At 50.9% G+C, this 23037-nt stretch carries 24 protein-coding genes and 16 tRNA genes; 9 read left to right on the top strand and 31 right to left on the bottom strand.

Features of this window, described 5'->3' with window-relative positions:
* Window positions 1–31 precede the first annotated feature (31 nt).
* From PPOP_RS13775 to PPOP_RS13745, 7 genes are all read right to left on the bottom strand, one after another.
* Window positions 32–1018: an ABC transporter ATP-binding protein gene (locus PPOP_RS13775; protein ID WP_006287108.1), complete on the bottom strand. Its 987-nt coding sequence runs from the start codon at window positions 1016–1018 to the stop codon at window positions 32–34.
* Entirely contained in the window at window positions 1011–2030 is a 1020-nt protein-coding gene (locus tag PPOP_RS13770; protein ID WP_042228916.1) for an ABC transporter ATP-binding protein, read from the bottom strand. The genes PPOP_RS13775 and PPOP_RS13770 overlap by 8 nt, the downstream gene beginning before the upstream one ends.
* Before the next feature lie 57 nt (window positions 2031–2087).
* Window positions 2088–2933 (bottom strand): ABC transporter permease, encoded by an 846-nt coding sequence (locus PPOP_RS13765; protein ID WP_042228915.1) that lies wholly within the window; start codon window positions 2931–2933, stop codon window positions 2088–2090.
* Between the two features lie 5 nt (window positions 2934–2938).
* A complete protein-coding gene (locus tag PPOP_RS13760) occupies window positions 2939–3889 on the bottom strand; it encodes an ABC transporter permease (protein WP_006287105.1) in 951 nt (316 codons plus the stop codon).
* 100 nt (window positions 3890–3989) lie between these two features.
* Window positions 3990–5582 carry an ABC transporter substrate-binding protein gene (locus PPOP_RS13755; protein WP_042228914.1) on the bottom strand — a complete coding sequence of 531 codons (1593 nt, stop codon included), beginning with the start codon at window positions 5580–5582 and terminating at the stop codon, window positions 3990–3992.
* A gap of 203 nt (window positions 5583–5785) precedes the next feature.
* Complete coding sequence (gene zwf, locus PPOP_RS13750; protein ID WP_006287103.1) at window positions 5786–7330, bottom strand: glucose-6-phosphate dehydrogenase; 1545 nt, start codon at window positions 7328–7330, stop codon at window positions 5786–5788.
* A gap of 115 nt (window positions 7331–7445) precedes the next feature.
* A complete protein-coding gene (locus PPOP_RS13745) occupies window positions 7446–8222 on the bottom strand; it encodes a YwmB family TATA-box binding protein (protein ID WP_234399838.1) in 777 nt (258 codons plus the stop codon).
* Window positions 8223–8386: 164 nt separating this feature from the next.
* Here PPOP_RS13745 and PPOP_RS13740 point away from each other — a divergent pair, with 164 nt between their 5' ends.
* The gene (locus PPOP_RS13740; protein ID WP_042228913.1) at window positions 8387–8797 is read left to right on the top strand and encodes a hypothetical protein; all 411 of its coding nucleotides are present in this window, start codon (window positions 8387–8389) and stop codon (window positions 8795–8797) included.
* A 252-nt stretch (window positions 8798–9049) separates the two neighbouring features.
* Here the strand turns inward: PPOP_RS13740 and PPOP_RS13735 are convergent, their stop codons facing one another.
* From PPOP_RS13735 to PPOP_RS13705, 7 genes are all read right to left on the bottom strand, one after another.
* A complete protein-coding gene (locus PPOP_RS13735) occupies window positions 9050–9694 on the bottom strand; it encodes a response regulator transcription factor (RefSeq protein ID WP_042228920.1) in 645 nt (214 codons plus the stop codon).
* A 1-nt stretch (window position 9695) separates the two neighbouring features.
* Window positions 9696–10790 carry a sensor histidine kinase gene (locus PPOP_RS13730; protein ID WP_006287100.1) on the bottom strand — a complete coding sequence of 365 codons (1095 nt, stop codon included), beginning with the start codon at window positions 10788–10790 and terminating at the stop codon, window positions 9696–9698.
* Window positions 10791–10829: 39 nt separating this feature from the next.
* On the bottom strand, window positions 10830–11483 hold the full coding sequence (liaF, locus tag PPOP_RS13725) for a cell wall-active antibiotics response protein LiaF (protein ID WP_006287099.1): 654 nt from the start codon (window positions 11481–11483) through the stop codon (window positions 10830–10832).
* A 131-nt stretch (window positions 11484–11614) separates the two neighbouring features.
* The gene (locus PPOP_RS13720; protein ID WP_006287098.1) at window positions 11615–12295 is read right to left on the bottom strand and encodes a PspA/IM30 family protein; all 681 of its coding nucleotides are present in this window, start codon (window positions 12293–12295) and stop codon (window positions 11615–11617) included.
* 1 nt (window position 12296) lies between these two features.
* Window positions 12297–12767, bottom strand: a complete 471-nt coding sequence (locus PPOP_RS13715) for a PspC domain-containing protein (protein WP_006287097.1) — start codon at window positions 12765–12767, stop codon at window positions 12297–12299.
* A gap of 8 nt (window positions 12768–12775) precedes the next feature.
* Window positions 12776–13450 carry a PspA/IM30 family protein gene (locus PPOP_RS13710; RefSeq protein ID WP_006287096.1) on the bottom strand — a complete coding sequence of 225 codons (675 nt, stop codon included), beginning with the start codon at window positions 13448–13450 and terminating at the stop codon, window positions 12776–12778.
* Window positions 13451–13494: 44 nt separating this feature from the next.
* A complete protein-coding gene (locus tag PPOP_RS13705; RefSeq protein ID WP_006287095.1) occupies window positions 13495–13800 on the bottom strand; it encodes a LiaF transmembrane domain-containing protein in 306 nt (101 codons plus the stop codon).
* Window positions 13801–14048: 248 nt separating this feature from the next.
* On the opposite strand from PPOP_RS13705, the gene PPOP_RS13700 reads away from it, so the two are divergent.
* From PPOP_RS13700 to PPOP_RS13675, 6 genes are all read left to right on the top strand, one after another.
* Window positions 14049–14591 carry an NfeD family membrane protein gene (locus tag PPOP_RS13700; protein ID WP_006287094.1) on the top strand — a complete coding sequence of 181 codons (543 nt, stop codon included), beginning with the start codon at window positions 14049–14051 and terminating at the stop codon, window positions 14589–14591.
* A 65-nt stretch (window positions 14592–14656) separates the two neighbouring features.
* Window positions 14657–16201 carry a flotillin family protein gene (locus PPOP_RS13695; protein WP_006287093.1) on the top strand — a complete coding sequence of 515 codons (1545 nt, stop codon included), beginning with the start codon at window positions 14657–14659 and terminating at the stop codon, window positions 16199–16201.
* Window positions 16202–16876: 675 nt separating this feature from the next.
* Window positions 16877–17323 carry a DUF6075 family protein gene (locus tag PPOP_RS20735; protein WP_006287092.1) on the top strand — a complete coding sequence of 149 codons (447 nt, stop codon included), beginning with the start codon at window positions 16877–16879 and terminating at the stop codon, window positions 17321–17323.
* A 45-nt stretch (window positions 17324–17368) separates the two neighbouring features.
* Window positions 17369–17662: a hypothetical protein gene (locus PPOP_RS13685; protein WP_006287091.1), complete on the top strand. Its 294-nt coding sequence runs from the start codon at window positions 17369–17371 to the stop codon at window positions 17660–17662.
* 30 nt (window positions 17663–17692) lie between these two features.
* Window positions 17693–18067: a TnpV protein gene (locus PPOP_RS13680; RefSeq protein WP_006287090.1), complete on the top strand. Its 375-nt coding sequence runs from the start codon at window positions 17693–17695 to the stop codon at window positions 18065–18067.
* 243 nt (window positions 18068–18310) lie between these two features.
* Complete coding sequence (locus PPOP_RS13675; protein ID WP_042228906.1) at window positions 18311–18910, top strand: hypothetical protein; 600 nt, start codon at window positions 18311–18313, stop codon at window positions 18908–18910.
* 177 nt (window positions 18911–19087) lie between these two features.
* On the opposite strand, the gene PPOP_RS13670 is transcribed toward PPOP_RS13675, so the two are convergent.
* Window positions 19088–20032 carry an Rpn family recombination-promoting nuclease/putative transposase gene (locus PPOP_RS13670; protein WP_006287088.1) on the bottom strand — a complete coding sequence of 315 codons (945 nt, stop codon included), beginning with the start codon at window positions 20030–20032 and terminating at the stop codon, window positions 19088–19090.
* A gap of 77 nt (window positions 20033–20109) precedes the next feature.
* Between PPOP_RS13670 and PPOP_RS13665 the strand changes: the two genes are divergently transcribed.
* Together PPOP_RS13665 and PPOP_RS25460 are read left to right on the top strand one after the other, a co-directional pair.
* The gene (locus tag PPOP_RS13665) at window positions 20110–20814 is read left to right on the top strand and encodes a DUF3991 domain-containing protein (RefSeq protein ID WP_006287087.1); all 705 of its coding nucleotides are present in this window, start codon (window positions 20110–20112) and stop codon (window positions 20812–20814) included.
* Window positions 20765–21223, top strand: coding sequence for a tyrosine-type recombinase/integrase (locus PPOP_RS25460; protein ID WP_306304723.1), 459 nt, complete (start codon window positions 20765–20767; stop codon window positions 21221–21223). The genes PPOP_RS13665 and PPOP_RS25460 overlap by 50 nt, the downstream gene beginning before the upstream one ends.
* Window positions 21224–21288: 65 nt before the next feature.
* Here the strand turns inward: PPOP_RS25460 and PPOP_RS13660 are convergent.
* From PPOP_RS13660 to PPOP_RS13585, 16 genes are all read right to left on the bottom strand, one after another.
* A tRNA-Leu gene (locus tag PPOP_RS13660) sits at window positions 21289–21370 on the bottom strand.
* Between the two features lie 191 nt (window positions 21371–21561).
* Window positions 21562–21638, bottom strand: a tRNA-Arg gene (locus tag PPOP_RS13655).
* A 22-nt stretch (window positions 21639–21660) separates the two neighbouring features.
* Window positions 21661–21735: transfer RNA gene (locus PPOP_RS13650), tRNA-Cys, on the bottom strand.
* Between the two features lie 3 nt (window positions 21736–21738).
* Window positions 21739–21813 (bottom strand) — tRNA-Gly (locus PPOP_RS13645).
* Window positions 21814–21818: 5 nt separating this feature from the next.
* Window positions 21819–21893, bottom strand: a tRNA-Gln gene (locus PPOP_RS13640).
* 6 nt (window positions 21894–21899) lie between these two features.
* Window positions 21900–21975: transfer RNA gene (locus tag PPOP_RS13635), tRNA-His, on the bottom strand.
* A gap of 21 nt (window positions 21976–21996) precedes the next feature.
* Window positions 21997–22070, bottom strand: a tRNA-Trp gene (locus PPOP_RS13630).
* 5 nt (window positions 22071–22075) lie between these two features.
* Window positions 22076–22161: transfer RNA gene (locus tag PPOP_RS13625), tRNA-Tyr, on the bottom strand.
* A gap of 4 nt (window positions 22162–22165) precedes the next feature.
* Window positions 22166–22241 (bottom strand) — tRNA-Thr (locus PPOP_RS13620).
* Between the two features lie 12 nt (window positions 22242–22253).
* A tRNA-Phe gene (locus tag PPOP_RS13615) sits at window positions 22254–22329 on the bottom strand.
* 17 nt (window positions 22330–22346) lie between these two features.
* A tRNA-Asp gene (locus PPOP_RS13610) sits at window positions 22347–22423 on the bottom strand.
* Between the two features lie 4 nt (window positions 22424–22427).
* Window positions 22428–22504: transfer RNA gene (locus PPOP_RS13605), tRNA-Met, on the bottom strand.
* 5 nt (window positions 22505–22509) lie between these two features.
* Window positions 22510–22585: transfer RNA gene (locus PPOP_RS13600), tRNA-Val, on the bottom strand.
* 79 nt (window positions 22586–22664) lie between these two features.
* Window positions 22665–22739: transfer RNA gene (locus PPOP_RS13595), tRNA-Glu, on the bottom strand.
* Window positions 22740–22744: 5 nt separating this feature from the next.
* Window positions 22745–22837 (bottom strand) — tRNA-Ser (locus PPOP_RS13590).
* A gap of 1 nt (window position 22838) precedes the next feature.
* Window positions 22839–22914: transfer RNA gene (locus tag PPOP_RS13585), tRNA-Asn, on the bottom strand.
* Between the last annotated feature and the right edge of the window lie 123 nt (window positions 22915–23037).

Raw genomic sequence — 23037 nt, 5'->3', positions numbered from 1 at the left:
TATTGCTCCGCTCCATGCAGAGCGGAACCGGTTATTTCTCATCGTATAAATAGCAAGCCACAAAATGTCCCGGTGAGATTTCCTTCCACTTTGGCTCCTGCTGGCGGCACCGATCCGTCGCGAACGGACAGCGCGACGCGAAGCGGCAGCCGGCCACTCCGGCCAGTGGGCTCGGCCGATCGTCCTCCAGTATCACCGTGGCGTTGCTGGCCGCATTCGGATCCGGGACCGGAATAGCCGCCAGCAGCGCTTGCGTATACGGATGGGCCGGATGATTGTACAATTCATCACTCCGCGCCAGTTCGACCAGCTTGCCGAGATACATGACGCCGATGCGATCGGAAATATGGCGCACCATCGACAAATCATGGGCGATGAACAGATAGGTCAATCCGAATTCCGCCTGCAGATCCTCCAGCATGTTAACCACCTGCGCCTGCACGGACACGTCCAAGGCCGAGATCGGCTCGTCGCACAGGATGAACTCCGGCTTGACGGACAAGGCACGCGCAATGCTGATCCGCTGCCGCTGGCCGCCGCTGAATTCATGCGGATACCGTTTTGCATGCTCAGGCTTCAGCCCGACCTTATTCAACAGTTCCCCCACCGTCTCCCGCCGCTCCGCCTTCGTGCCGAAGCCGTGAATCTCCATCGGCTCGCTAATAAGCTGCGTCACGTTCATGCCCGGATTCAACGATGAATACGGATCCTGGAAGATCGTCTGCATCCGCTTGCGGAACGGCTTCAGTTCCCGCTCGCTCAGATGAGCCAGATCAGTGCCGTCGAATCGAATCTCGCCCGCGGTCACATCATACAGACGGACGATGGATCGTCCGGTCGTCGACTTGCCGCAGCCGGATTCGCCCACGAGCCCGAACGTCTCTCCGCGCCGAATCTGAAAGCTGACATCATCAACTGCCTTCAGCGTCTGCTTGTTTTTTCCGAACAGCCCTTTCGAGGTATAAAAATACTTTTTCAAGCCCCGCACATCCAGCAGCATTTGGTCCGCCTTACTCATGCTGCTCCACCTCCTCTGGATTGGCGGCCTTCAGCGTAACGCCCGGCGCATCATGCTGCAGCCAGCAGAGCGAGCGGTGGCCCGTCTCCGTCACGACATAAGGTGGCAGCTGCCGGCATTGCTCCATCGCATGCGGGCATCGGTCCTGGAACGGACAGCCCTCGGGCGGATGCAGCAGATTCGGCGGCGTGCCTTCAATGCTGTAGAGCCGTTCCCGCTTGCCATTCGTCACCTTCGGAATCGAGCGCAGCAGCCCTTGCGTATACGGATGCATCGGCCGATCAAAAATATCATGTACCGTGCCCTCCTCCATGATGAGGCCGCCATACATGACGACGACACGGGTGCAAACTTGAGCCACGACGCCCAGGTCATGGGTGATCAGCAGGATCGCCGTGTTCGTCGAATCCCGAAGCTGCTTCATCAGGCCCAGAATCTGGGCCTGGATGGTCACGTCCAGCGCCGTCGTCGGCTCGTCGGCGATAAGAAGCTCCGGCTGGCAGGAGAGCGCCATCGCGATCATCGCCCGCTGGCGCATTCCACCGCTGAATTCATGCGGATACTGATCGATCCGCTCCTCCGGCGAAGGAATGCCGACTTGACGGAGCAACTCGATCGCCTCAGCGCGGGCCGCCTGCTTGCTCCGCTTCTTATGCCGTTGCAGCACCTCGATGATCTGGGCCCCGACCTTGACGACCGGGTTCAAGGACGTCATCGGATCCTGGAAAATCATCGCAATCCGGTTGCCACGAAGCTGCCGCAGCCGCTTTTCCGGCAGGGCGAGCAGATTCTCGCCCCGATACACGACCTCGCCACCGCGAATTACGCCCGGAGGCGGAATCAGGCTGAAAAGCGACTTGGCTGTCACGCTCTTGCCGCTTCCTGATTCGCCGACGATGCCGATGACCTCACCCTGGCGCACATCGAAGCTGACGCCACGGACGGACTGCACTTCGCCGTCCCGGGTCATGAACGATGTTCTCAATTGTCGGACGGACAGCAATTCAGTCATGGGTCCCACTCCCGTTCTCTGTTAATTCCATAGTCCTTCCCCTTTTATCTCCCATCATCATCTCTTGTTGGCCTTCGGTTCGAACGCGACCCGAAACACGTCGCCCAGCACGTTGAAGGAGAGGACCGTCAACAAAATGAATAAGCCTGGGAACAAGGCCAGATAAGGCGCCTCTCCGATAAATCCTTGCGCATCGTTCAGCATGCTGCCCCAGGACGAATTCGGCTGCTGGATACCCAGGCCGAGGAAGCTGAGCGAAGATTCCATCAAGATTGCCGAGGCAATGTTAATTGTCGCGGCCACAATAATTGTAGACATTATATTAGGCACAATATGCTTTAAAATAATAGCGAGCGTATTCTGTCCCGATACCCGGGCATAGAGCACATATTCCCGCTCCTTGACTGACAGCGTCTCCGCCCGCACAATCCGGGCGATGTTCATCCAGCTAAGCACGCCGATAATGAGAATAATCGTCGTAATGCTTGGCTTTAAATACGCATTTAGAATCAGCATCAAGAAAAAAGATGGAATCGACATTAGAATGTCGACGATCCGCATCAGTACATTATCGATCCAGCCGCCAAAATAGCCGCTCACCGTACCGACGGCAGTGCCGACGATAACGGCGATCGCCATCGCCAGGAAGCCGACGCTGAGCGAGACGCGCCCGCCGTACAGCGCTCGCGCCAAGTAATCTCGGCCATAATCATCCGTGCCGAACCAGTGCGCGGCGCTTGGTGGCAGCAGCCGCTCCGTCACAACAATCTTGTTCGGATCGTAAGGCACCAGGAAGGCGAAGATCGCGGCGAGCGCAAAGACGGCAAGGAGAATGATCGCGGCGATGGCGGCCTTTTGCTCTTTCACTTGGGTAAGTACGTTACGCCATTTCATTCGGTTCATTACCATCACCTCATCGTCTTAATGCGCGGATCGACTACACCATACAGAACGTCCGCGGCCAGATTCCCAAATACGAGCATAACCGACGAGAGCATCGTTATCCCCATAATGACGGGATAGTCCAAAGCGAACACGGCAGTAATCCCGAGCGATCCCATACCGGGCCAGGAGAATACCGACTCGGTGATGAACGCCCCGGCGATCAATTCCGGGAAGGACATCCCGAGAATTGTAATAATTGGGAGCAGCACATTTTTAAGCACATGACGCCGCAGCACCGTGCCTTGTGTCGAGCCGTATGCATATTGAATCTGCACATAATCCTCTTCGAGCTGCGAGATCGTATTTGACCGGATATAGCGCATATAGACGGAAACGTTCATGAAGCACAGCACCGTGCACGGCAGGATGCCGTGCTTCAGCACATCCCACGCAGAGTCGACGCCGATGGTCCGCATTCCCATGCTCGGCAGCCAGTTGAGCTTAACGGCGAACAGATAGATTAGCATAATCCCGAACCAGAAGCTCGGGATCGAGATTCCGATATACGAGACAAGCCCAAGCGCACGATCGACCGGGCGGTCTTTTCGGGAAGCCGCGTACATGCTAAGCGGCACGGAGATAAGCAACGACAACAAGAGAGCCGCCCCCATTAAGCCGATCGTGGCCGGAAGACGCTCCACGATAAGCGTCAGCACAGGCCGGTGATTGGACAGGGAGTAGCCCAGGTTGCCCATGAACACATTTTTCAGCCAGATCCAATACTGCATGTAGAGCGGAAGGTTCAGGCCGAGACTTTCCCGTACCCGTTCCACGTCCTCCTTGTTCATATCGGGCGTCACGAACGAATTGACTGGATCTCCCGGAGCCAGCTTAATCAGCGCGAACGACACGATAGAAATGAAGAATAAGAGCGGTATGGCTTGAAGAACGCGTCGCACGATATATTTCTGCACAAAGGTTCCCTCCGAAAGAGCGCTTGAAACGATAACGTTTCAAGCGCCCGCGAATTCTCGATTCAATTCCCGCTACCTAATGATGATCGGTTTCGAGAGCTTACTTCACATAAATTTTGGACAAATCCTCGAACATGACAACCGGCTTCGGAACGGCTTCTTCCAACCCGCCATAGCGCTTGTCTACCGCCACGATCGCTTTGCCGTACGCGATGGGGTACACGTTCATCTCGTCCGCGATGGTCTTCTGAATTTGCTCATACAGCTCGCTGCGCTTCGTTTTGTCCATTTCGACGGCCGCCTGATTCCACAGCGCATCGAAGTCTGGATTTTTATAATGGGCATAGTTGTACGCCGCATCGCTCATATAGAGCGATTTGTAAGCGTCCGGCTCGTAGCCCATAATATAGCCGCCGAACGAAATATCATAGCTCGTATTGTTCATGTCGAGCGACATATTGCCGAATGCCGCGATATCAAGCGCCATCAGTTCCACGTCGATGCCGACTTCCTTCAATTGCTGCTGAATATACAGCGCTTTGCTGGTCTGCGGCTTGTTCGAGTTCACATACGCGAGACGCAGCTTCAGATTGCTTACGCCGGCTTGCTGGAGCAGTTCCTTCGCTTTCTCGATATTGTAATCGTAGGTGGCAACATCCGTCGTCTGGTACAGCGTGTCCGGTGTGAAGATCGAAGCGGCCGGTTCCGCGAATTCCGTCGAGCCGAAGGCGGCCGTAATTATTTCTTTCTTGTTCAAGGCGTACGCAATCGCTTGGCGCACTTCCTTCTTTTTCATGACATCGACGTTCTGGTTGAACACCATATAGATAAGGCGGCCTTCCGGATACGTCACCAGATTGAATTTGCCGGTGTTGTCGAGCTTCGCATAGTCAACGGAGTCGACCATGCGCATTTGCAGCTCCCCGTTCTGCAGAGCGAGGTTGGCGGCGTTCGAATCCTTCGCCACGCGGTAGGTTACCGAATCCAGGTATGCTTTACCGGCAAAATAATCATCGAACCGGTCCAGCGTCACATATTCACCTGCACGGTATTCCTTGAATTTGAACGGGCCGGATCCGATCGGATGGTCGTTCTTACTGCTCTTCTCGAGATCCGCTTCACCCTCAAACACATGCTTCGGAATTGGCTTGAAATTGGCCAGCACGCCCTCGAACGAAGCCGATGGTTGCGGAAGCACGAACTCCACCGTCAGATCATCCACTTTTTTTGCCATCAGCGGCTTGCTGTTGAATAGATAGGTAGCCCGATCCGAGCTGTGCTGCTTCTCATCCAAAATGCTATTCATCGTAAACACGACATCGTCCGCCGTCAACGGCTGCCCGTCATGCCATTTCAAGCCTTGGCGCAGCTTCAGTGTGTACGTCAGTGAGTCCTCCGAGGGAGTCAGGCTTTCCGCCAGGACGAATTTCTTCTCGCCGTTATCGATATGATATAAAGGAGCGAACAACGATTGATTAATCGTCAATGTTACCCGGTCCCCGGCATAGATAGGATTCATCACTCGCGGATCCTCCTGAACCGCGATAATGATGCTGCCGCCGCTCTTCGGCTCTCCTCCCGTATCGGTACCGGAAGCCGAATCGGGAGCCGGCGTCTGACTGCCACCGCAGGCGCTGACCACCGCAACGACGAAGGATAGTAAGAGTGCAAGCCATAACTTGTTGCGTTTCATGTCGATTCCCCCCGAAAATTGTAACATACTTTATATTTTATAGTATAACTAACTTTAAGTGAACACAAACTTTTTTTTAAGTCAATTTATTGGGATATGATACTTTCGGCTTGTAATCGAGAAAAATGATTAGCGGACACAGCGGAGGTTCACCAAAAAAAACTGTGCTCCCGCCGGGAGCACAGCCTTCTCCTATTGTTGAATTACTTATTCCATACGACCTGGCTTTCCTCTTGTCCGTTCACCGGCCACCACCGGAAGCCATCCTCGGCCAACAGCTTATCCGCTTGCTCCGGCCCCCAAGACCCTGCCGGATACAGGTGCAGGTCTTCGCTGGATGCCTTCCAGGCTCCGGCAATCTTGTCCACGAACGACCAGGCGGATGCAACTTCATCCCACCGGGTGAAATAAGTGGAGTCGCCGCGTGCCGCGTCGAAGATAAGCCGTTCATAGGCTTCCGGCGTATTGATGCCAACCATGCAGCTCTGGCAGAAATCCATCGCGAGCGGCTGCACGCTGGCGTCGGCTCCCGGCTTCTTGCCATTGATCTTGACGTAGATGCCTTCCATCGGGTTCACCCGAATAACGAGCAGATTCGGTTCCAGCTTATGCTTTTGCGACAGATAGACGTTCGTCGGCATGTTTTTGAACTCAACGACGACCTCAGTCGTTTTGACCGGAAGTCGCTTGCCTGTACGAATATAGAAGGGAACGCCTGCCCAGCGGAAGTTGTCTACGTAGAGACGGGCCGCGAAGTACGTTTCCGTGACGGAAGCCGGGTTCACTTTCTCTTCTTCCCGGTACGCAGGCAACGACTTGCCGTTCAATGCGCCCGCCGCATATTGGCCGCGCACGACATTGCGCGTCACTTCGTCGGTATTGACGAATTGGCGCAAAGAGCGAAGCACCTTCACCTTCTCATCGCGAATATCTTCCGGATGCAGCCGACTTGGCGCTTCCATCGCGATCATCGTGAGCATCTGGAGCATATGGTTCTGGGCCATATCACGCAGCGCTCCAGCATGATCGTAATAGCCGCCGCGCTCTTCCACGCCGACCGTCTCAGCCAGAGTTATCTGAATATTAGCGATGTGCTTGTTATTCCACAGTGGCTCAAAGAAGGCATTCGCGAATCGAATCACTTCAATGTTCTGAACCATCTCTTTGCCCAAATAGTGATCGATGCGGTAAATCTCTTCTTCCTTGAACACATCGCTCAATTCTTCGTTCAATTTCTGAGCCGACGGCAAATCATAGCCGAACGGCTTCTCGATGACCAGTCGATGCCAGCCTTCGCTGTCGAGCATTCCGCCATCCCGCAGATTCATCGAGACGCTGCCGAACAATTCAGGCGCCAGCGCCAGGTAGAACAGACGGTTGCCCGGGATATCGAATTCCCGTTCAATATGCTCGGTCTGTAACCGTAATTCCTTAAAGCGGTCCACATTGTTGATGTCAAGTGGTTTGTATTCGAAATGCTTCGCAAAGCGGCTCCATTTTTCATCATTCGGAATCGGATAACGACAAAATTCTTCAATGGACGCGCGCACATCATTGCGAAACTCATTATTCGTTCGTCCACGGCGGGCCAAGCCGATGACGGCAAACCGCTCGCCTAATTTACCTTCGTGATATAAGCTGTAAATGGCAGGAAATAATTTGCGGCGTGCCAAATCACCTGTCGCGCCGAATATAAAAAAGACGGTGCCTTCAGCCAGTTGGGATTCTTGGTTATGCATCACAGTCATCTCTTTCCATCATCCTTACACTCTGTTATATAGACTTGACATCACACTTTTCGAATGTGATGACATTTTAGCATACTTGTCAGATTGACGCCACGGGTTAGCGAAAAAGGTCGAATCAATATTCCCCCGCGATAAGCGGCGTGCCAAAGGACAGCCGCGTCTCTCCGCGTTCCCGATCTTCATGCGCCGCAACCTGCAGATTGGCCTGCCGCCCCTTCATGGCGACGCCGACCCCCAAATTGTCCGTCTCATACGTTACGCTGATCGTACGGTCGTCTTCATACCGGTCGAGCGGGACGGCTGTCCCCCATTCCGCCAACGCTTTCTCTGCCGCGGCGAAGCCATCGGTCAAGGAAGCCCCGGTTGCTGTACGGACGGTCGCGTTCCAATCGGCCCCGCTCTTCCCCTGTCCGAACTGGCACAGCAGCCGCTCCGCTTCTTCCACCGAGCGGGCCATGCCACCTTTCGCCTCCGCAGACAATTTGACCGTATAATAAATCCGCCCGTCTTTCTCCTGGAACAACAGCACATCTCCTTGATAGGGTGCCGTATTATACGTCCCGCGATACACTTCCCTTCCCCGATCCTGCCTGGGCTTGGGAGCGCTCGCAATACCCGCTCCCCGCCGCCAGCGCTCTACCTCGGCCGGTAGTCCTCCTTCGGCGAGAAAGCTGCCCTGAACCGTTATCGTGGAGCTGAACTTCCGCTCGCCGCTCAACTCGGCAAGCACCCACAGCATTTGCAGCCGCTTCGCCACCGCTGATGTCTCCGGCGCAACTGCGGATGGCGCCGGCTTCCAGGAATCGCTGCCCCAGGCGACACTGACAGCGCCGCACAGCGCCAACAGAAGTAAACTCATGGCCGGAGTCTTCGTTCTGCGAACCCGTCTCACGGTATCCGCCTCCTTATTCATATGGATAATTGATTCACCGATAGAGAGCATACTCCATGCTGCAAAATTAGGCGCTTCTCTCCTAGGTCAATGTCCATGCGCCAATGTCCTCCAACGAATAAACTGATGATAGAACATTCCCGCTTTAGAAGGAGGTATGTAACATGATTCCTATTCCATTGGATGAAGAAGTCATCCGATCGCATTGCGGGCGGATCGTATGTGCCGTTACCCATGATGGCCGCCAGTTCATTGGGCGTCTCAGCTTATGCCGGGACGGCAAAATCATACTGAACGAAGAAGAGGTTCCCGATGCGGTACAACCAATTTTTGAGAATGAATGCAAACCCAAGAAAAAGCCACACAAGCGGCGGGGCAAACGGGTCAAGCGGCCTTGCAAGCCCGTCAAGCGCCCCTGCAAGCCATGCAACGGGAAGAAGGGCAGGGTAGCATCGCTTCAGTCATTCGGAGCCTTTCCTGCTCCGTATCTGACCCCGCACCTAGGCCTGCATAGCCACGGCCGGGTAGAACTCGACCTAACGCTTGTCGCGCTTTTGTTTCTTTTACTCATTTAACACTCATTCTGCTTTTCTACCCCGAATTCCTGCCGCTCCCCATCAAATTGGTGCCAGACCAAGCGATATAACCGCTGTTTCCTTGCACGCCCCTCATGCAGACAGAGCCGGGTATCATCCCCCGGTTCTGTTTCTTCCCACGCTTACATTATACAAGAAAAGGTACGGCCTTCTCATGTTTCTTGAGTAGCTATACCTTTCCTGCATCAAATGAACTTTTTCAGCGGCCTCCCTCTAAGGTCGGGTCATCCGTTATTCAGCCAGGCCGTTCTTGTAAGCGTAAATGGCGGCTTGCGTGCGATCCTCCACGCCCAGCTTGGCAAGGATATTCGTAACGTGGAACTTCACGGTCTTGATTCCGATGAACAGGTCATCGGCGATATCTTGGTTGGACTTGCCTTGGGCAAGCAATCGCAGCACATCCATTTCCCGGTCGGTCAACTGTTCATGGGCGGCTTGTGTCGGCTTCGGCTGGCGGAAGCGGTTCATCATTTTCGATGCGACCTGCGATTCGAGAACGGACTGTCCACGCGCTGCCGCACGGATAGCCCCAGCAATTTCCGATGCGCGTGACGTCTTGAGCAGGTAGCTAAACGCCCCTGCTTCAATGACAGGGTACATTTTCTCGTCATCCAAATAACTGGTCAGCACGATGACCTTGCAGTCGGGATACAGGCTTAGCAGCTTGCGCGTCGTCTCAATACCGTCCATCCCCTCCATAACCAGATCCATCAACACGACATCCGGCTTGTACTCTTGCGCCAAGCGGATTCCTTCTTCACCGTTGCTCGCCTCACCAACGACTTCGATGCCATCCTCGGTGCTCAATACGGCTGCCAATCCGATACGCACCATCTCATGGTCATCTACGAGCAATACTTTGATATCTGTGTCCATATCAGGCATCTTCACCTCCTAGGCCATCGCTGCCCTCTTCATCCTTCAACCCGCTCTCTTCTTTGACAACGGGGACACGTATTTCAATGCGTGTGCCTTTGTTCGACGCCGTAATGAATTGCACCGAGCCCCCGATCTCATTGATTCGTTCCTGCATCGTACGCAAGCCGTAGCTCGCTTGCTTCGTATCATCCCATTCGAAGCCAACGCCATTATCACGAATGAATAAGCGCACGTAATCGCCTCGGTCCTGGAGCTTGATTTCCATGCGGGTCGCCTTGGAATGGCGGAGTGTATTCGATAATGCTTCCTGCACAATGCGGAATAAATGATTCTCGACGCCCTTCACCAGCATAATATGATCGTCCATCTCATATTCAATCTGAATGGGTATCTTCGCTTCGAGCTCCCGAATCAGTTCAGCGACACCTTGCGTTAGGCCCTTGCCTTCCAGGTGTACCGGCCGGAGATGGAGCAGCAGGGCTCTCATTTCCGATTGGGCTACCGAGGCCATTTCCTCGATGAGCTCCACCTGTCTCTCTGCTCGCTCAAAGTCTTTGTCCAGCGTCCGCCGCACCGCTGTCGCCGTCATCGAGATGGCGAATAATTGTTGGCTCACAGCGTCATGCAGCTCCCGCGCCAAGCGTTGACGCTCTTCCATTATGGCCGATATCCGGGCTTGTTCGGCTAACTGGGCATTATTCGTGGACAACCGCTGCAAGGAGGTTACCTGCTCCTCCCAGCGCTTGCTTACCCTGCCCAATTGATCGGTCAGTTGGCCGATCTCGTCGTCCCCCAGGTCCGGCATCGGCCGGGACAGATTGCCCTTTTCCAAGAGCAGCATCGATTCGCGCAGCAGCTCAATCCGCCGTTTCAAGCGAAAACCTTGGAAAAAACCGAAAATCGCCGCAATAATGACTACGACGATTAAGACAGACAGCGTTGATTTCACGCCGTCCAGCCAAGTTTCGAACGGTTTGACATATCCATATGATTGCATTAAGTAAATGATGACAAAAAACAGGACAAAGGAAAGGAGAAGCGTCTCGCCCATCAAGCGCACAACCATATTTTTCGTCTGTTTCTTTTGTCCCATTGCCGACCTGCATCTCCTTTCTGCAGCATCTTTTCCGTCTTACGTGTGCAATCGGATATCAATATCTCCTACGATATAAGAGATGCGGAGTTTCAACCGCTGCTCCGACCGTTCATAATTCGGGGAAGTATAGTTCCATTTTTTGAGCAAGCCGGTCTCCCGTTGCTGGCCCGCATTGATTTGTCCGAACAAGACAGAAGCTTCCACTGCGACTCCGATGTCATCAGGAATGGAAATATCCATATCTCCGAGCACGCCTTGGAACAAGAGCGTCGTCTCCGGCTCCTCCATCATCGCGAGCGACAAGTCGATGTCGCTTTCTCCGATGACATGCCACAAGCTCTGGCTGTGCAGATGGAACGGCTCCCGATCCCATTTCAGATTCGCGGTCAGATCGGGACGCTTCTGCATCCATTCGTTTTGTTGTTCATGGCGGGTTCGGGAATAAAAAATACCGAGCGATATGAGAATAATGCCGACAAACAGCATCAGATGCTCCAACAACAGGATAGCTCCCCCTATACCGAGCAAAATATAGCCGAGACGAAGCTCCTCGGATCTTACTTTGCTAATACCGAGGTACAGCATGAACAGGGCGACAAAGGTTCCGAAGCTAATCCATTTGCCAATCAGAATAAACAGTCCCGCGATAATGAGCAAATATGCAAGTAAACGATTGTTCCCCTTTATCATGACGCACCTCCTGTCGCAGAATCGATAGACGTTGTGCCGCATAACGTCATAACGAAACGTAACGGCGATGCAAGGGCATCGCCGTAAGCTCCTAAGTTAGGATATCATAACCGCGTCCAAGTCCCAAGAGGTTATTCGCTGCGGTTTAATTTTTGTTTCAATGCTTCCAATTGCTCGTCGACTTTCATTTGCTTCTCTACATCAACCGGCGGTTGGTAGGTCGTGGCGGCATATCCGCCGTACGGTACACGAATGACTTCCGCTTCCGCTTCAAGCTGCATAATCTTCTCTTCCATGCGTTGGAAGCCGTGGGAAGCTTCTCCCGATTCGATGCTGTGTACGCTTGTAATGGAAGCCATTTGCTTGCGGGCTTTGGCCATTTGGGCACGAGCAGCCAATTCATTGCGCTTGTTGCGCAGCTTGTAGAACTCGTCCTTCATCGAATGCAGTTGCTGCATCAGCTCATCGGCTTGCGCTTTCGCTTGGGCATGCAGTTCTGCATATTCGGTAACTTTTTGATCGTAGTACAATTTTTCTTCCAGGTATTTGCGGGCCGCATCTTCATGACCGGATACGAGCGCGCGCCCAGCCTGGGCTTCGCGGTCATCCACCATCCGAATCGCTTCGTCGTAGCGATGCTTGATGCGGCGCTCGCTTGCCATTTGCTTCGCTACCGTCACTTCGGCTTCCCGAATCTCTTGTTCCATGTCGCGCAGATATTGGTTCAGCATAACTACCGGATCTTCCACCTTGTCCAACATTTCATGAATCGACGCTTTCGTCATATCTTTAATTCGTTTGAATACTCCCATTTTATTTATCCCCTTTCTCGTATTTTGCGATTTTCTCGCGAAGTTCTTGAATTTCTTTGCGCATTGCTTTTCTTTCAATATCATCCATCATCGAATCGATAGAAGATTCATATTGATTTTTACTTCCGTTCGGCTTCGATCCGTAGGATCCAGAGCTGCTGTAATCGTTCCGGCCGCTATGGTAGCCGTTGTACCCTCCGCCGGGGTAGCTACCGTCATTTCCGTAATAACCGTTCGTATGATGAAACGATCCTCCACCGTAATGATAGGATCCATATGTTGTAAATGGTTCTTTTGGAATCACAAGCGCTACGATGAAATAGACGGGGATCAGGGAGAATGCCGTGAAGAACACACCCAGGACGAACAGTACGCGAAGCAGCGTCGCATCCATATTCAACCATTCAGCGATTCCCCCGAGTACACCGCAGATCTTCCGGTCACGAACCGAACGGTACAATTTTTTTTTCATGGTTCATGTCACTCCTTCGCAGTATCCAATTTCTTGCGCAGACGTTCCATCTCGCGCTGCAGTGCAATATCTCTTTCGGGATTGCCCCCATAAGGCGATGTTCCGCTGGAGAGGCGCACCTCCTGAAGGCTTGTATTCTCCCACTCCATGTCGGATACGCGATCCTCCAGTCGGCGGAATATGCCATCCACCTGTCCGTAGCCGTATTGGCCAAAGCGTTGGTTCATTAGCTGCTGAAGTCGTATGTTCTGCATTCGAGCGAGATAATACTGTCGCTTGTCATAGACGGTCTGATATTCGCTCTTCAATATGTTCAACTGTTCTTCCAGTTCCAGGATGGCTTGCTTGCTTCTATTGTAGAGATCCTCGTACTGCCGCGCTTTCTCGTCATGCATCAACTTTTCTTGGAGCGCAATCTTAGCGGCGATTTCCTCTCCCGCCTTCAAGGCCAGCATCGCTTGCTGCTCGCGACGCTCTCTCATTTCATTGGCCTGATTCATCTGATGTCTCATCTGATTCGCATGCACGACATACTGTTGATATAAGCGATCCGCTTCTGCGATGTCCTGCCGAGTGCGCATAAGGAATTGGTCGATTAACCGGACAGGGTCTTCCGCTTTGTCCAGCCGCTCATTGAGTGTTGCCAGTGTAATGTCGCGAACCCTTTTTAAAATATTGCTCATGTCGCTCTGTCCCTCCTTCATCCAAATCCATTGCTGTCTGCTGTTCAGTAATGACCGCCGCTTCGTTTGTTATTCAGCATGGAGATACCGAACACAATCATTCCGATGGCGATGAAAATGCCGATGAGCCAGGATAGCTTGCCGATGAGTGTGATGGAGCCCAATATGATGAAGATCCATCCAAAGAACGAGTTCCCTGCCTTGACTCCATAATAACCGAGTACAATCAGCAGAATCGGGAACAAGTAGCCAAACCAGCTTCCCAAGTGAACTCCAAACCTGCTGAGCAGGATGAACGCTCCCAATGCGATTAAGATAATAGCGAACGAGTTGCCTTTTTTCATTGGCATTCGCTTTGTCACCACCTTTCATTATCCGTTGCTTATGTCTTTATTTTAGGAAATTCCCCTTCTGGTCAAAACAGGCTGGGGGCGGTTTTTTGTACTGGACTCAGGTCGGGGGGGCATACCGCCCTAAGGTCACCAGGACTGGAGGGAAGATAATTTGAAACTCCGTACGTGCTCCAGCGTATATACTATAAATTAGGAATCTTTCCGAACTTTCGGGCCTGATGCCGGCAGGCGAGAGGAGCAATGCTATGGAAACGTTGTTTTGGGGTCTGTTCATCTTCGGTATTTTATATTCCGCTGTTACCTTGATATTCGGGGAAATATTGAGCCTTGCGCTTGATTCCATTTTCGGAGACGGGCTGCCTTTTCTGCAGCCGACGGTGCTCGTGAGCGGTCTGACGGCTTTTGGCGCACTCGGCATTCTGTTGAACCGTTATACGGCTTGGCAGTCCACGCTCATCCTTGTGGTCGCTATTGCCGGCGCGCTCGTTATCTGCCTTCTTATGTATTTCCTCTATATTCGCCCGATGCACAATACAGAGAGCTCTACCGGCTTCTCCATTCAGGACCTGATTGGCAAAGTCGGAGAAGTCAGCATTTCAATTCCTTCCGTCGGGTACGGAGAAGTGACATTGCGAATCGGAGTCGGCTTGACGAATCAAATTGCCGCCTCCTTCGAAAAAGACAGCATTCCTTTCGGAACAACGGTTGTGGTCATCAACGTCGTTGAAGACACGCTATATGTATCCCCTCTAACGAGGGAAATGCTCAGCCTCCAAGATGACAACTGATTCAGAAATACGCTCATGACTTATGGTTTTACTACAAATTTACATAGAAAAGGGAGCTGTATGCTATGGAATTCACTGAAGCGATCATGGTGCCGGTGATTGTAATCGGCGTCATCCTCGTGCTGGGTCTCGCCTTCTGGGCCCGCTACAAGACGGTCAGCCCGGATGAGGCGATGATCGTGACCGGAACGTATCTCGGTTCCAAAAATGTCAACGCCGATGAAACGGGGCGCAAGATGAAAATTGTCCGCGGTGGCGGCGCATTTATTTTGCCGGTGTTTCAACAGTCGCAATTCTTGTCCTTATTATCTCATAAGCTCGATGTGACAACACCGGAAGTATATACCGAACAAGGTGTTCCCGTTATGACCGACGCCGTTGCGATTATCAAAGTCGGCAGCTCGGTTGAAGATATCGCCACAGCAGCCGAGCAATTCCTCGGCAAGCCGACGGATGCGCTCAAAAGTGAAGCGCAGGAAGTATTGGAAGGCCATCTGCGGGCCATCCTCGGATCGATGACCGTCGAAGAAGTATACCGTAACCGCGACCGTTTTGCGCAGGAAGTGCAGGCCGTGGCCGCCAAAGATTTGAAGAAGATGGGACTTCAGATCGTCTCCTTCACCATCAAGGATGTTCGTGACAAGCACGGATACTTGGATGCGCTCGGGAAGCCGCGAATTGCGGCCGTGAAGCGCGACGCGGAGATTGCGGAAGCCGAAGCGATGAGAGATTCGCGCATACAGAAGGCCAACGCCGAGGAGCAAGGAATGAAAGCCGAGCTGCTGCGTGATACGAATATCGCCGAAGCGGCCAAAGAAAAGGAATTAAAGGTCGCTTCCTTTAAAAAGGATCAGGATATGGCCCGGGCGGAAGCCGACCAAGCTTATTATGTCCAGGAAGCCCGTTCTAAGCAAAGCGTCGTCGAGGAGCAAATGCGGGTCGAGCTCGTTCGGAAAGAGCGGGAAATCGACCTCGAAGGCAAAGAAATTTTGCGCCGCGAGAAGCAGTATGACGCCGAAGTGAAGAAAAAAGCAGACGCGGAGCGTTACGCCGTCGTTCAATCTGCAGAAGCTGAGAAATCGAAGCGCGTGCTCGAAGCCGATGCGATGCAGTATCGAATCGAAGCGGAAGCGAAGGCGATGGCGGAACAGAAGCGTCTCGCCGGTATGGCGGAAGCAGACGCCGAACGGGCACGAGGAACCGCGGAAGCCGAAGTCATCCGGCTGCGCGGTCTGGCGGAAGCCGAAGCGAAGCAGAAGCTCGCCGAAGCGTTCGAGAAATTCGGCGAAGCAGCGGTGCTCGATATCGCCATGAAGATGCTGCCTGAGTTGGCCGGCAAGATTGCCGAGCCGCTGCAGCAGATCGACAAGCTGACTGTCGTAGATACCGGCAACGGAGAAGGGGCGGCCCGCATCAGCAACTATGTAACCCAATTAATGGCGACGGCTCCGCAAATGTTGAAGGATGTATCGGGGCTTGATGTTGAAAAAATGATTCAGCACCTAACGAATAGAACAGGCTCTGTACAACCGAAGCGCTCCCCTGTCTCGGCCGAAGCTCCATCCGCAGTAACCGTATTGGGCGGCGCCGAGAGTCCCAAGGCAGAATAAACCCGTTTTTAGATGCATAGAACATACATCATAATAAAGAAGCTTTGCCAGAACATTCAAGCAAGGCTTCTTCTATAGGCTGTTTATTTTGTAATATGTTAATATGATTATTATACAATTTTTCAACAATCGTTGGAACACCCTTATTTTTTTCTAATGAAACAAAAAAACATATCAACTATTGAATATTCTCCCCATTGTTCGTGGAAACTTCATTTCATGTTTTTTTGCATATACAAAACGTGCAAAAAAGCCGTGAGACGAATTTTGCATCTTACAAAAAAACACATACGGTGGGATAAGTAGCCTAACAGGAGTAAACCACCAAACCAGAGAACTAGACGATTAAGACTAAAAGCAATCATGGTTTTAAGCTTTGGAGGGTTCTGTCTCATAATTTATTTTGTAATTTATAAAAAAAAGATAGTAGGATACTCAATCCTTACTATCTTTACTCCTAATATTCATATATATAACCTTCAGGTGTTTTGGTGTTTAAAACTGGTGCCGGTGAGAGGACTCGAACCTCCACGGTTTCCCTCACGATTTTGAGTCGCGCATGCTATGGCGACAAGAGCAGAAGTTAAGTCCAATAAGAAGAATATAAAACCCGCGAAAAGCCTTGTAGAATTTTGCGGGTTTTTGTGTTGAATTCAGAGCCAGTCTGACTTCCCGGTGATCATTAAAGACATTGAGCATGAGCAGTTTTACGAGGGCAATCTTCGCATGACCCACAGCCAACACGATCCGTACCGTCAGGCTTTCTTCTATGTCCTTGGACTTACGCCACAAACTCGCCAACATATCCGTGATCTGTATGATTACGAAGAACAAGCAATTCGTTTGGAGGCACTGGAACAAGGTTGGCAGACCAGCGCGTCTGTAAAAATGACTCGTCTTGCCTTTAACCTGTACAACGGCTATACCGGAGATGCTGAAACAGGTCGGGATCATCCCCGCCATTACAGTCCATATCATTTATTTGATATTGGACTGATGCCTTACTTTTTTGAAGCGATCAAGCTGCGTTATGCGGAATATTCCCACACTCTGGAACAACTGTACTTTGCCTTTCCACCAACAGAGACAGATCATCAATCTTCCTATGAACACAAAGCCTGAATCATATAATGCCTGTCTAACTCCAACCAGAAAGGAGAGCCTGTCATGAGCCGCCTTCAGCCCTTACGTCACCTGTACTCATCCTCAATTAGCGACATCACATCTAGCGGAGACATCTGGCAACAATACCTACACTTTGCTGCATCCATCTACAAATACTCATTTGACAACAGCTTACTCATTTATGCCCAGCGTCCGGATGCGACCATGCTGGCTCCCCTATCGTTATGGAATCTGCTAGGCCGTTATGTGACAAAAGGCGAAAAGAGCATTGCCGTCTGTGATTTCCAACAAGGCACACCGGCACTAAGTCGCTCACAGACATTGCCCGTTACGTAAAAATTATGGAACAGGAAAGGAGCTTAGCTCATGAATCATCCCGACAAACCGACATTGACGTATCACGAAGTGGACGGATTGCTCTATCCGAACCTGCAAATCACGAACGAAGCGACAACCGATCAACAGCCCCTGGGAAAATTCGGGCGGCTGGCGCTGAATCATCTGCAGAATCATCACCCGCAACGCTTTCAAATTCTTCAAATGGAAGGCAACCTGATGACGAAAATACATCAAGTCGAACAGGAGGCACTGAATCCGATGGAACAATTGACCGATCAATTGCTTCTCCTTCAGCCCATGCCACAGACGGACGATACATTGGAACGGACTCGCCACCTGAACCAGATCAAATCGACAGCCGAGGAACTGGTCATGAACGACATCATTCTGAAACCACGATAACTAAAGCAAGTGTACCCTCCCCCATTTCAACCGAACCGCCATACTTGCAGGAGATGAATCAAGGATGCGGGGTGGTTTTTGCTACCGGTACACCGATTAGCAACAGCATGTCCGAGATGTATGTCATGCCTACAACCTCATTTACTGCAAAAGCTGGGACTGAACTTTTTCGATAATTGGGCCGCAACGTTTGGCGAGGTCGTTTCTTCCCTAGAAATTACGCCCGAAGGCAGCGGCTAACGCATGAAATCCCGTTTTGCCAAGTTCCATAACATGCCGGAGCTGATGAGCATGTTTCGTCTCGTACCCGATATTCAAACCGCTGATATGCTCAAGCTCCCCGTTCCAAGGTTGGAAGGCGATAAAGCCAGCGTCGTCGTCAGTGACCGCTCCACCTACCAAGAGCAGATGATGGATGAACTCGTTGAACGAGCCGAGAAAATTCGGAACAATGAGGTCGATGCCAAGGAAGACAACATGCTCAAGTTGACACACGAAGCCAAGCTGATGTCCATTGACCCACGCCTGGTACATGGGGACGCCCCCGCTGATCCGATGTCCAAGCTGAACCTTTGCATTAATAACGTATTTGATATTTGGAAGGAGACGCAGGCGATTCGGCTCACCCAAGTTATTTTCAGCGACAGCGGCACTCCAAAACCAGAGCAGTTCAATGTATATGGTGAAATGAAATCCCAATTGATTCTTCGCGGTATTCCAGAGCAGGAAATCGCCTTTATTCATGATGTCAATACAGACGCTGCGCGTGAAGCATTGTTTGAGCAGGTACGCCGCGGCGAAGTCCGCATTCTATTAGGTTCCTTGAATTTGAAGATCGGCTAAGTCAATTTGTAGTGCAGCAGTCGGAAATCAACTCCGCATTGGAATTTAAGGAATTGCAAGAGCAAGCAACAGTATTGGATGATCCAGAAGAAGTACAACAGAAGGAGGATTTGGGAGAACACAGAGAAATGGAACATTAGTTTACAAAAAAAGGAAACTGCTCCAAAGGAACGGAAATTAATAAGCTTGCTTACGCCAATCTTCAATGGTTTGAATAGCAAATCCGGTAGCTTGGGCAATGGATGAATCATCCATTCCCATTCGTATTAACTGTTTGGCTACATCTTCTTTGCCTTTTTGCTCACCTTTGTGTTGCCCTCTGCGTTCGATATCGTCCAAGATTTTTTCCAGTCCCATGAATGAAGCATCTCCTTTCACGTTTTGGATAAACTGCTGCAAGCTTGGCTCATTCTCCGGCAACTTCTGCAATAGAATGTTGGTCATCCAAGCGCCAAATTTCTGCTGACTATCCGCCGGCATCTGCTGAATCGTATTCATCAGTTTGCCAAGCCGATTCAATAACTGCTCCTGGTCTTCCGTCTGATCGAGCAAGAAGACGGAGCCTATCGTATTTGACAACGATAATAGTTCTTCTTCTGTATAGCGTGCAACATCTATAAGCAAATATTCAAAATTAAGCAACTCCGAACCAAACAGGTTTTCGTTAGCAAGCAGCTTGCGGAACTCCACCTCCGCTGACCACTTTTGCCTTCCATTATACAACACTATCGGAATAATCGGCGGCAATTGAAATGTTTTCCGGTTCGACAAAGCGTCATCTTCATTTTGCAATAAATAGCGCCAAATTTCCACCTGATACAAGAGTAACCGATACGGCATCCGAAAATCCACACTGGACTGCATCTCCAGGAGCAAATAAAATACAACATCTTGGCCATTCAGCTTCACCTGGTAGACCAAATCCGCCTCCTGGAGCTTGAAATCCTGGAGAACAAAAGAATGGGGAATTTCCTGAACATGTTCCTCGTCCACCGCTTCTACCCAGCCTTTATGAATGAAAGAACGGAGTAGTTCAACGAACAACTTTTTACTGGAGAGCAAAAAACGGTAGGAGGTATCATGTCGCTGATGCACCGTTTCTGGATTCACATCTAAAGACATCCCATCTACTCCTTTCCAAACTCCTAATTATATTATACGATCCCACCTTCCTAAACAACGAATGGAGGGATACATTCATGGCACAACATACCCTATTTACCAAAGAGCAAATCAAATCAGCCAATCAGGTAAATTTGATCGAGTTCGCAAAATCACAGGGTTATGTACTTGAGAACGGCGGCCGCCGCGCGTATCATGCCGAACAAAGCGGAGGTCTTTACTTCTTTAAGGACAGCAATCGGTACTTTCACTTTTCCAGTAACACATATGGCGGAACGATTGATTTTGCCATGCATTTTTGCAGGATGATCTTTAAAAAAGCTGTCGCTTATCTGCTGGAATTGGAGCTGCCTCAAAAGGCTGTTACTTCTTCTATGAAAGAACGAGGACAACTCATCCTTCCCGATAAAGCTCCAAATTACAGACGGGTTGCGTGGTATTTAACTCAAGTACGCAGAATAGCACCTGAAATTGTCTCATTACTCATGCATGAAAAAAAGTTGTATCAGCAGGACAAAACGGGCAACTGTGTGTTTGTTGGATATGACCAAAATGGAGCTGCACGGTATTGCTCCATGCGTGGGACCACTCTCAACAAGCCATTCAAACAAGATCGAGAGTATTCGGACAAAAGTTATCCGTTTCATCTATGCGGAAATCCCGACAGAAAACGGGTATATGTATGCGAAAGTCCCATTGATGCTATGAGTAGGGCTACAATTGCAAAGCTACGTGGTCAAGACTGGAAAGCCGCTCACTATATTTCGCTCGGATGCCTATAATAACTTTTCATTTGTTGTATTAATTTCATATACGGTAATTCATTACCACGCTAACATCCGCAAAGCCCTTCAATATGCTGTGAAAACAAAACTGATTACGGCGAATCCTGCTGATCTCGTGGAACGTCCCAAAAAGAATAACAATGAATTAGGGCAGCGTATTAAACCAGGCTACATTACGCAGAATTCCCCCATTTTGCTGAGCAGACACGGTTTTAGGCGTATCCGGTATCACGACCTCCGCCATAGCTGTGCCAGTCTATTACTCGCCAGCGGTATAGGAATGAAGGAAGTTCAGGAGTGGCTAGGTCACAATGATTACGTAACTACAGCAAACATTTATTCACACCTTGAATATAGCACAAAAATCTCATCTGCTCAGGCAATGAGTAAACGAATAAAAATTTAAACAAGTTTGCATAAAAAAAGGATTATAAAGCTGCTCCGAAAAGCAATCTTATAACCCTTTTGGTATACCGATGGCCGGACTCGAACCGGCAAGCCTCTCGGCACCGCATTTTGAGTGCGGCGTGTCTGCCAATTCCACCACATCGGCACACTATATATCTCATCTGCACTTATGTTCTTCCTTTGAGAAGAAGGAGAGAACTACAGGGGAGAACTTTTGAAACATCTTACAAACAACTCAATCATACCAAGGCTTCAGCAGTTATTTCTTCGACTTACGCTCACGATTTTGAGTCGCGCGCGTCTGCCATTCCGCCACACCGGCATATAAAGTTAATCTGGCGTGCCCTAAGATATTCGAACTGCTGACCTTTTGATTCGTAGTCAAACGCTCTATCCGGCTGAGCTAAGAGCACATATCATTCAGAAAAAAAGAGTTGGAGGCGCCACCCAGATTCGAACTGGGGAATAAAGCTTTTGCAGAGCTTTGCCTTACCACTTGGCTATGGCGCCATCTGGAGCGGACAACGGGATTCGAACCCGCGACCCTCGCCTTGGCAAGGCGATACTCTACCACTGAGCTATGTCCGCGTAAATGGCTGGGGATATAGGATTCGAACCTATGCATGACGGAGTCAAAGTCCGTTGCCTTACCGCTTGGCTAATCCCCAAAATTATGGGGCGATCGAGGGGAATCGAACCCCCGAATGTCGGAACCACAATCCGATGCGTTAACCACTTCGCCACGACCGCCACATTGTAAAAATACTGGATTGGCAGGGGCAGCAGGAATTGAACCCACACTAACGGTTTTGGAGACCGCTGTTCTACCTTTAAACTATGCCCCTATGTATGGTGGAGGATGATGGATTCGAACCACCGAACCCGTAAGGGAACAGATTTACAGTCTGCTGCGTTTGGCCACTTCGCTAATCCTCCACAATGGTGCCGGCGATAGGAGTCGAACCCACGACCTACTGATTACAAGTCAGCCGCTCTACCAACTGAGCTACACCGGCATAAATCTATTATGGTGGCTCGGGACGGAATCGAACCGCCGACACGAGGATTTTCAGTCCTCTGCTCTACCGACTGAGCTACCGAGCCTAATCATATAAAAATAATGGCGGAGCTGACGGGATTCGAACCCGCGTTCTCCTGCGTGACAGGCAGGCATGTTAGGCCTCTACACCACAGCTCCAGGTTGGTTGCGGGGGCAGGATTTGAACCTGCGACCTTCGGGTTATGAGCCCGACGAGCTACCGAACTGCTCCACCCCGCGATATATGGTGGACGCTGACGGGATCGAACCGCCGACCCTCTGCTTGTAAGGCAGATGCTCTCCCAGCTGAGCTAAGCGTCCATAATGTAACGACTAATATAGTCTAACAGATTGTTAAGGTTAATTTCAACCCTTAACTTTTTCCAGCCATAAGGTGCAATGGTGACCCGTACGGGATTCGAACCCGTGTTACCGCCGTGAAAGGGCGGTGTCTTAACCGCTTGACCAACGGGCCATAACTGGCGGAGAGAGAGGGATTCGAACCCTCGAGACGCTTGTGACGCCTACACGATTTCCAATCGTGCTCCTTCGGCCAAACTCGGACATCTCTCCATGGCTCCCCGAACAGGACTCGAACCTGTGACAACTCGGTTAACAGCCGAGTGCTCTACCAACTGAGCTATCAGGGAATATATAATAAATAAGGCATTGCACCCTAAAAACTGAATGCGAAAGTAAAATCATCAAACTTAGGATAAGCCCTCGACCGATTAGTATTGGTCAGCTCCATGCATTGCTGCACTTCCACCTCC

This window comes from Paenibacillus popilliae ATCC 14706, from assembly GCF_000315235.1.
Classification (GTDB): Bacteria; Bacillota; Bacilli; order Paenibacillales; family Paenibacillaceae; genus Paenibacillus_B; species Paenibacillus_B popilliae.
Note: the sequence above shows the minus strand (reverse complement) of the source record. Positions and strands in the feature narration are given on the sequence as shown.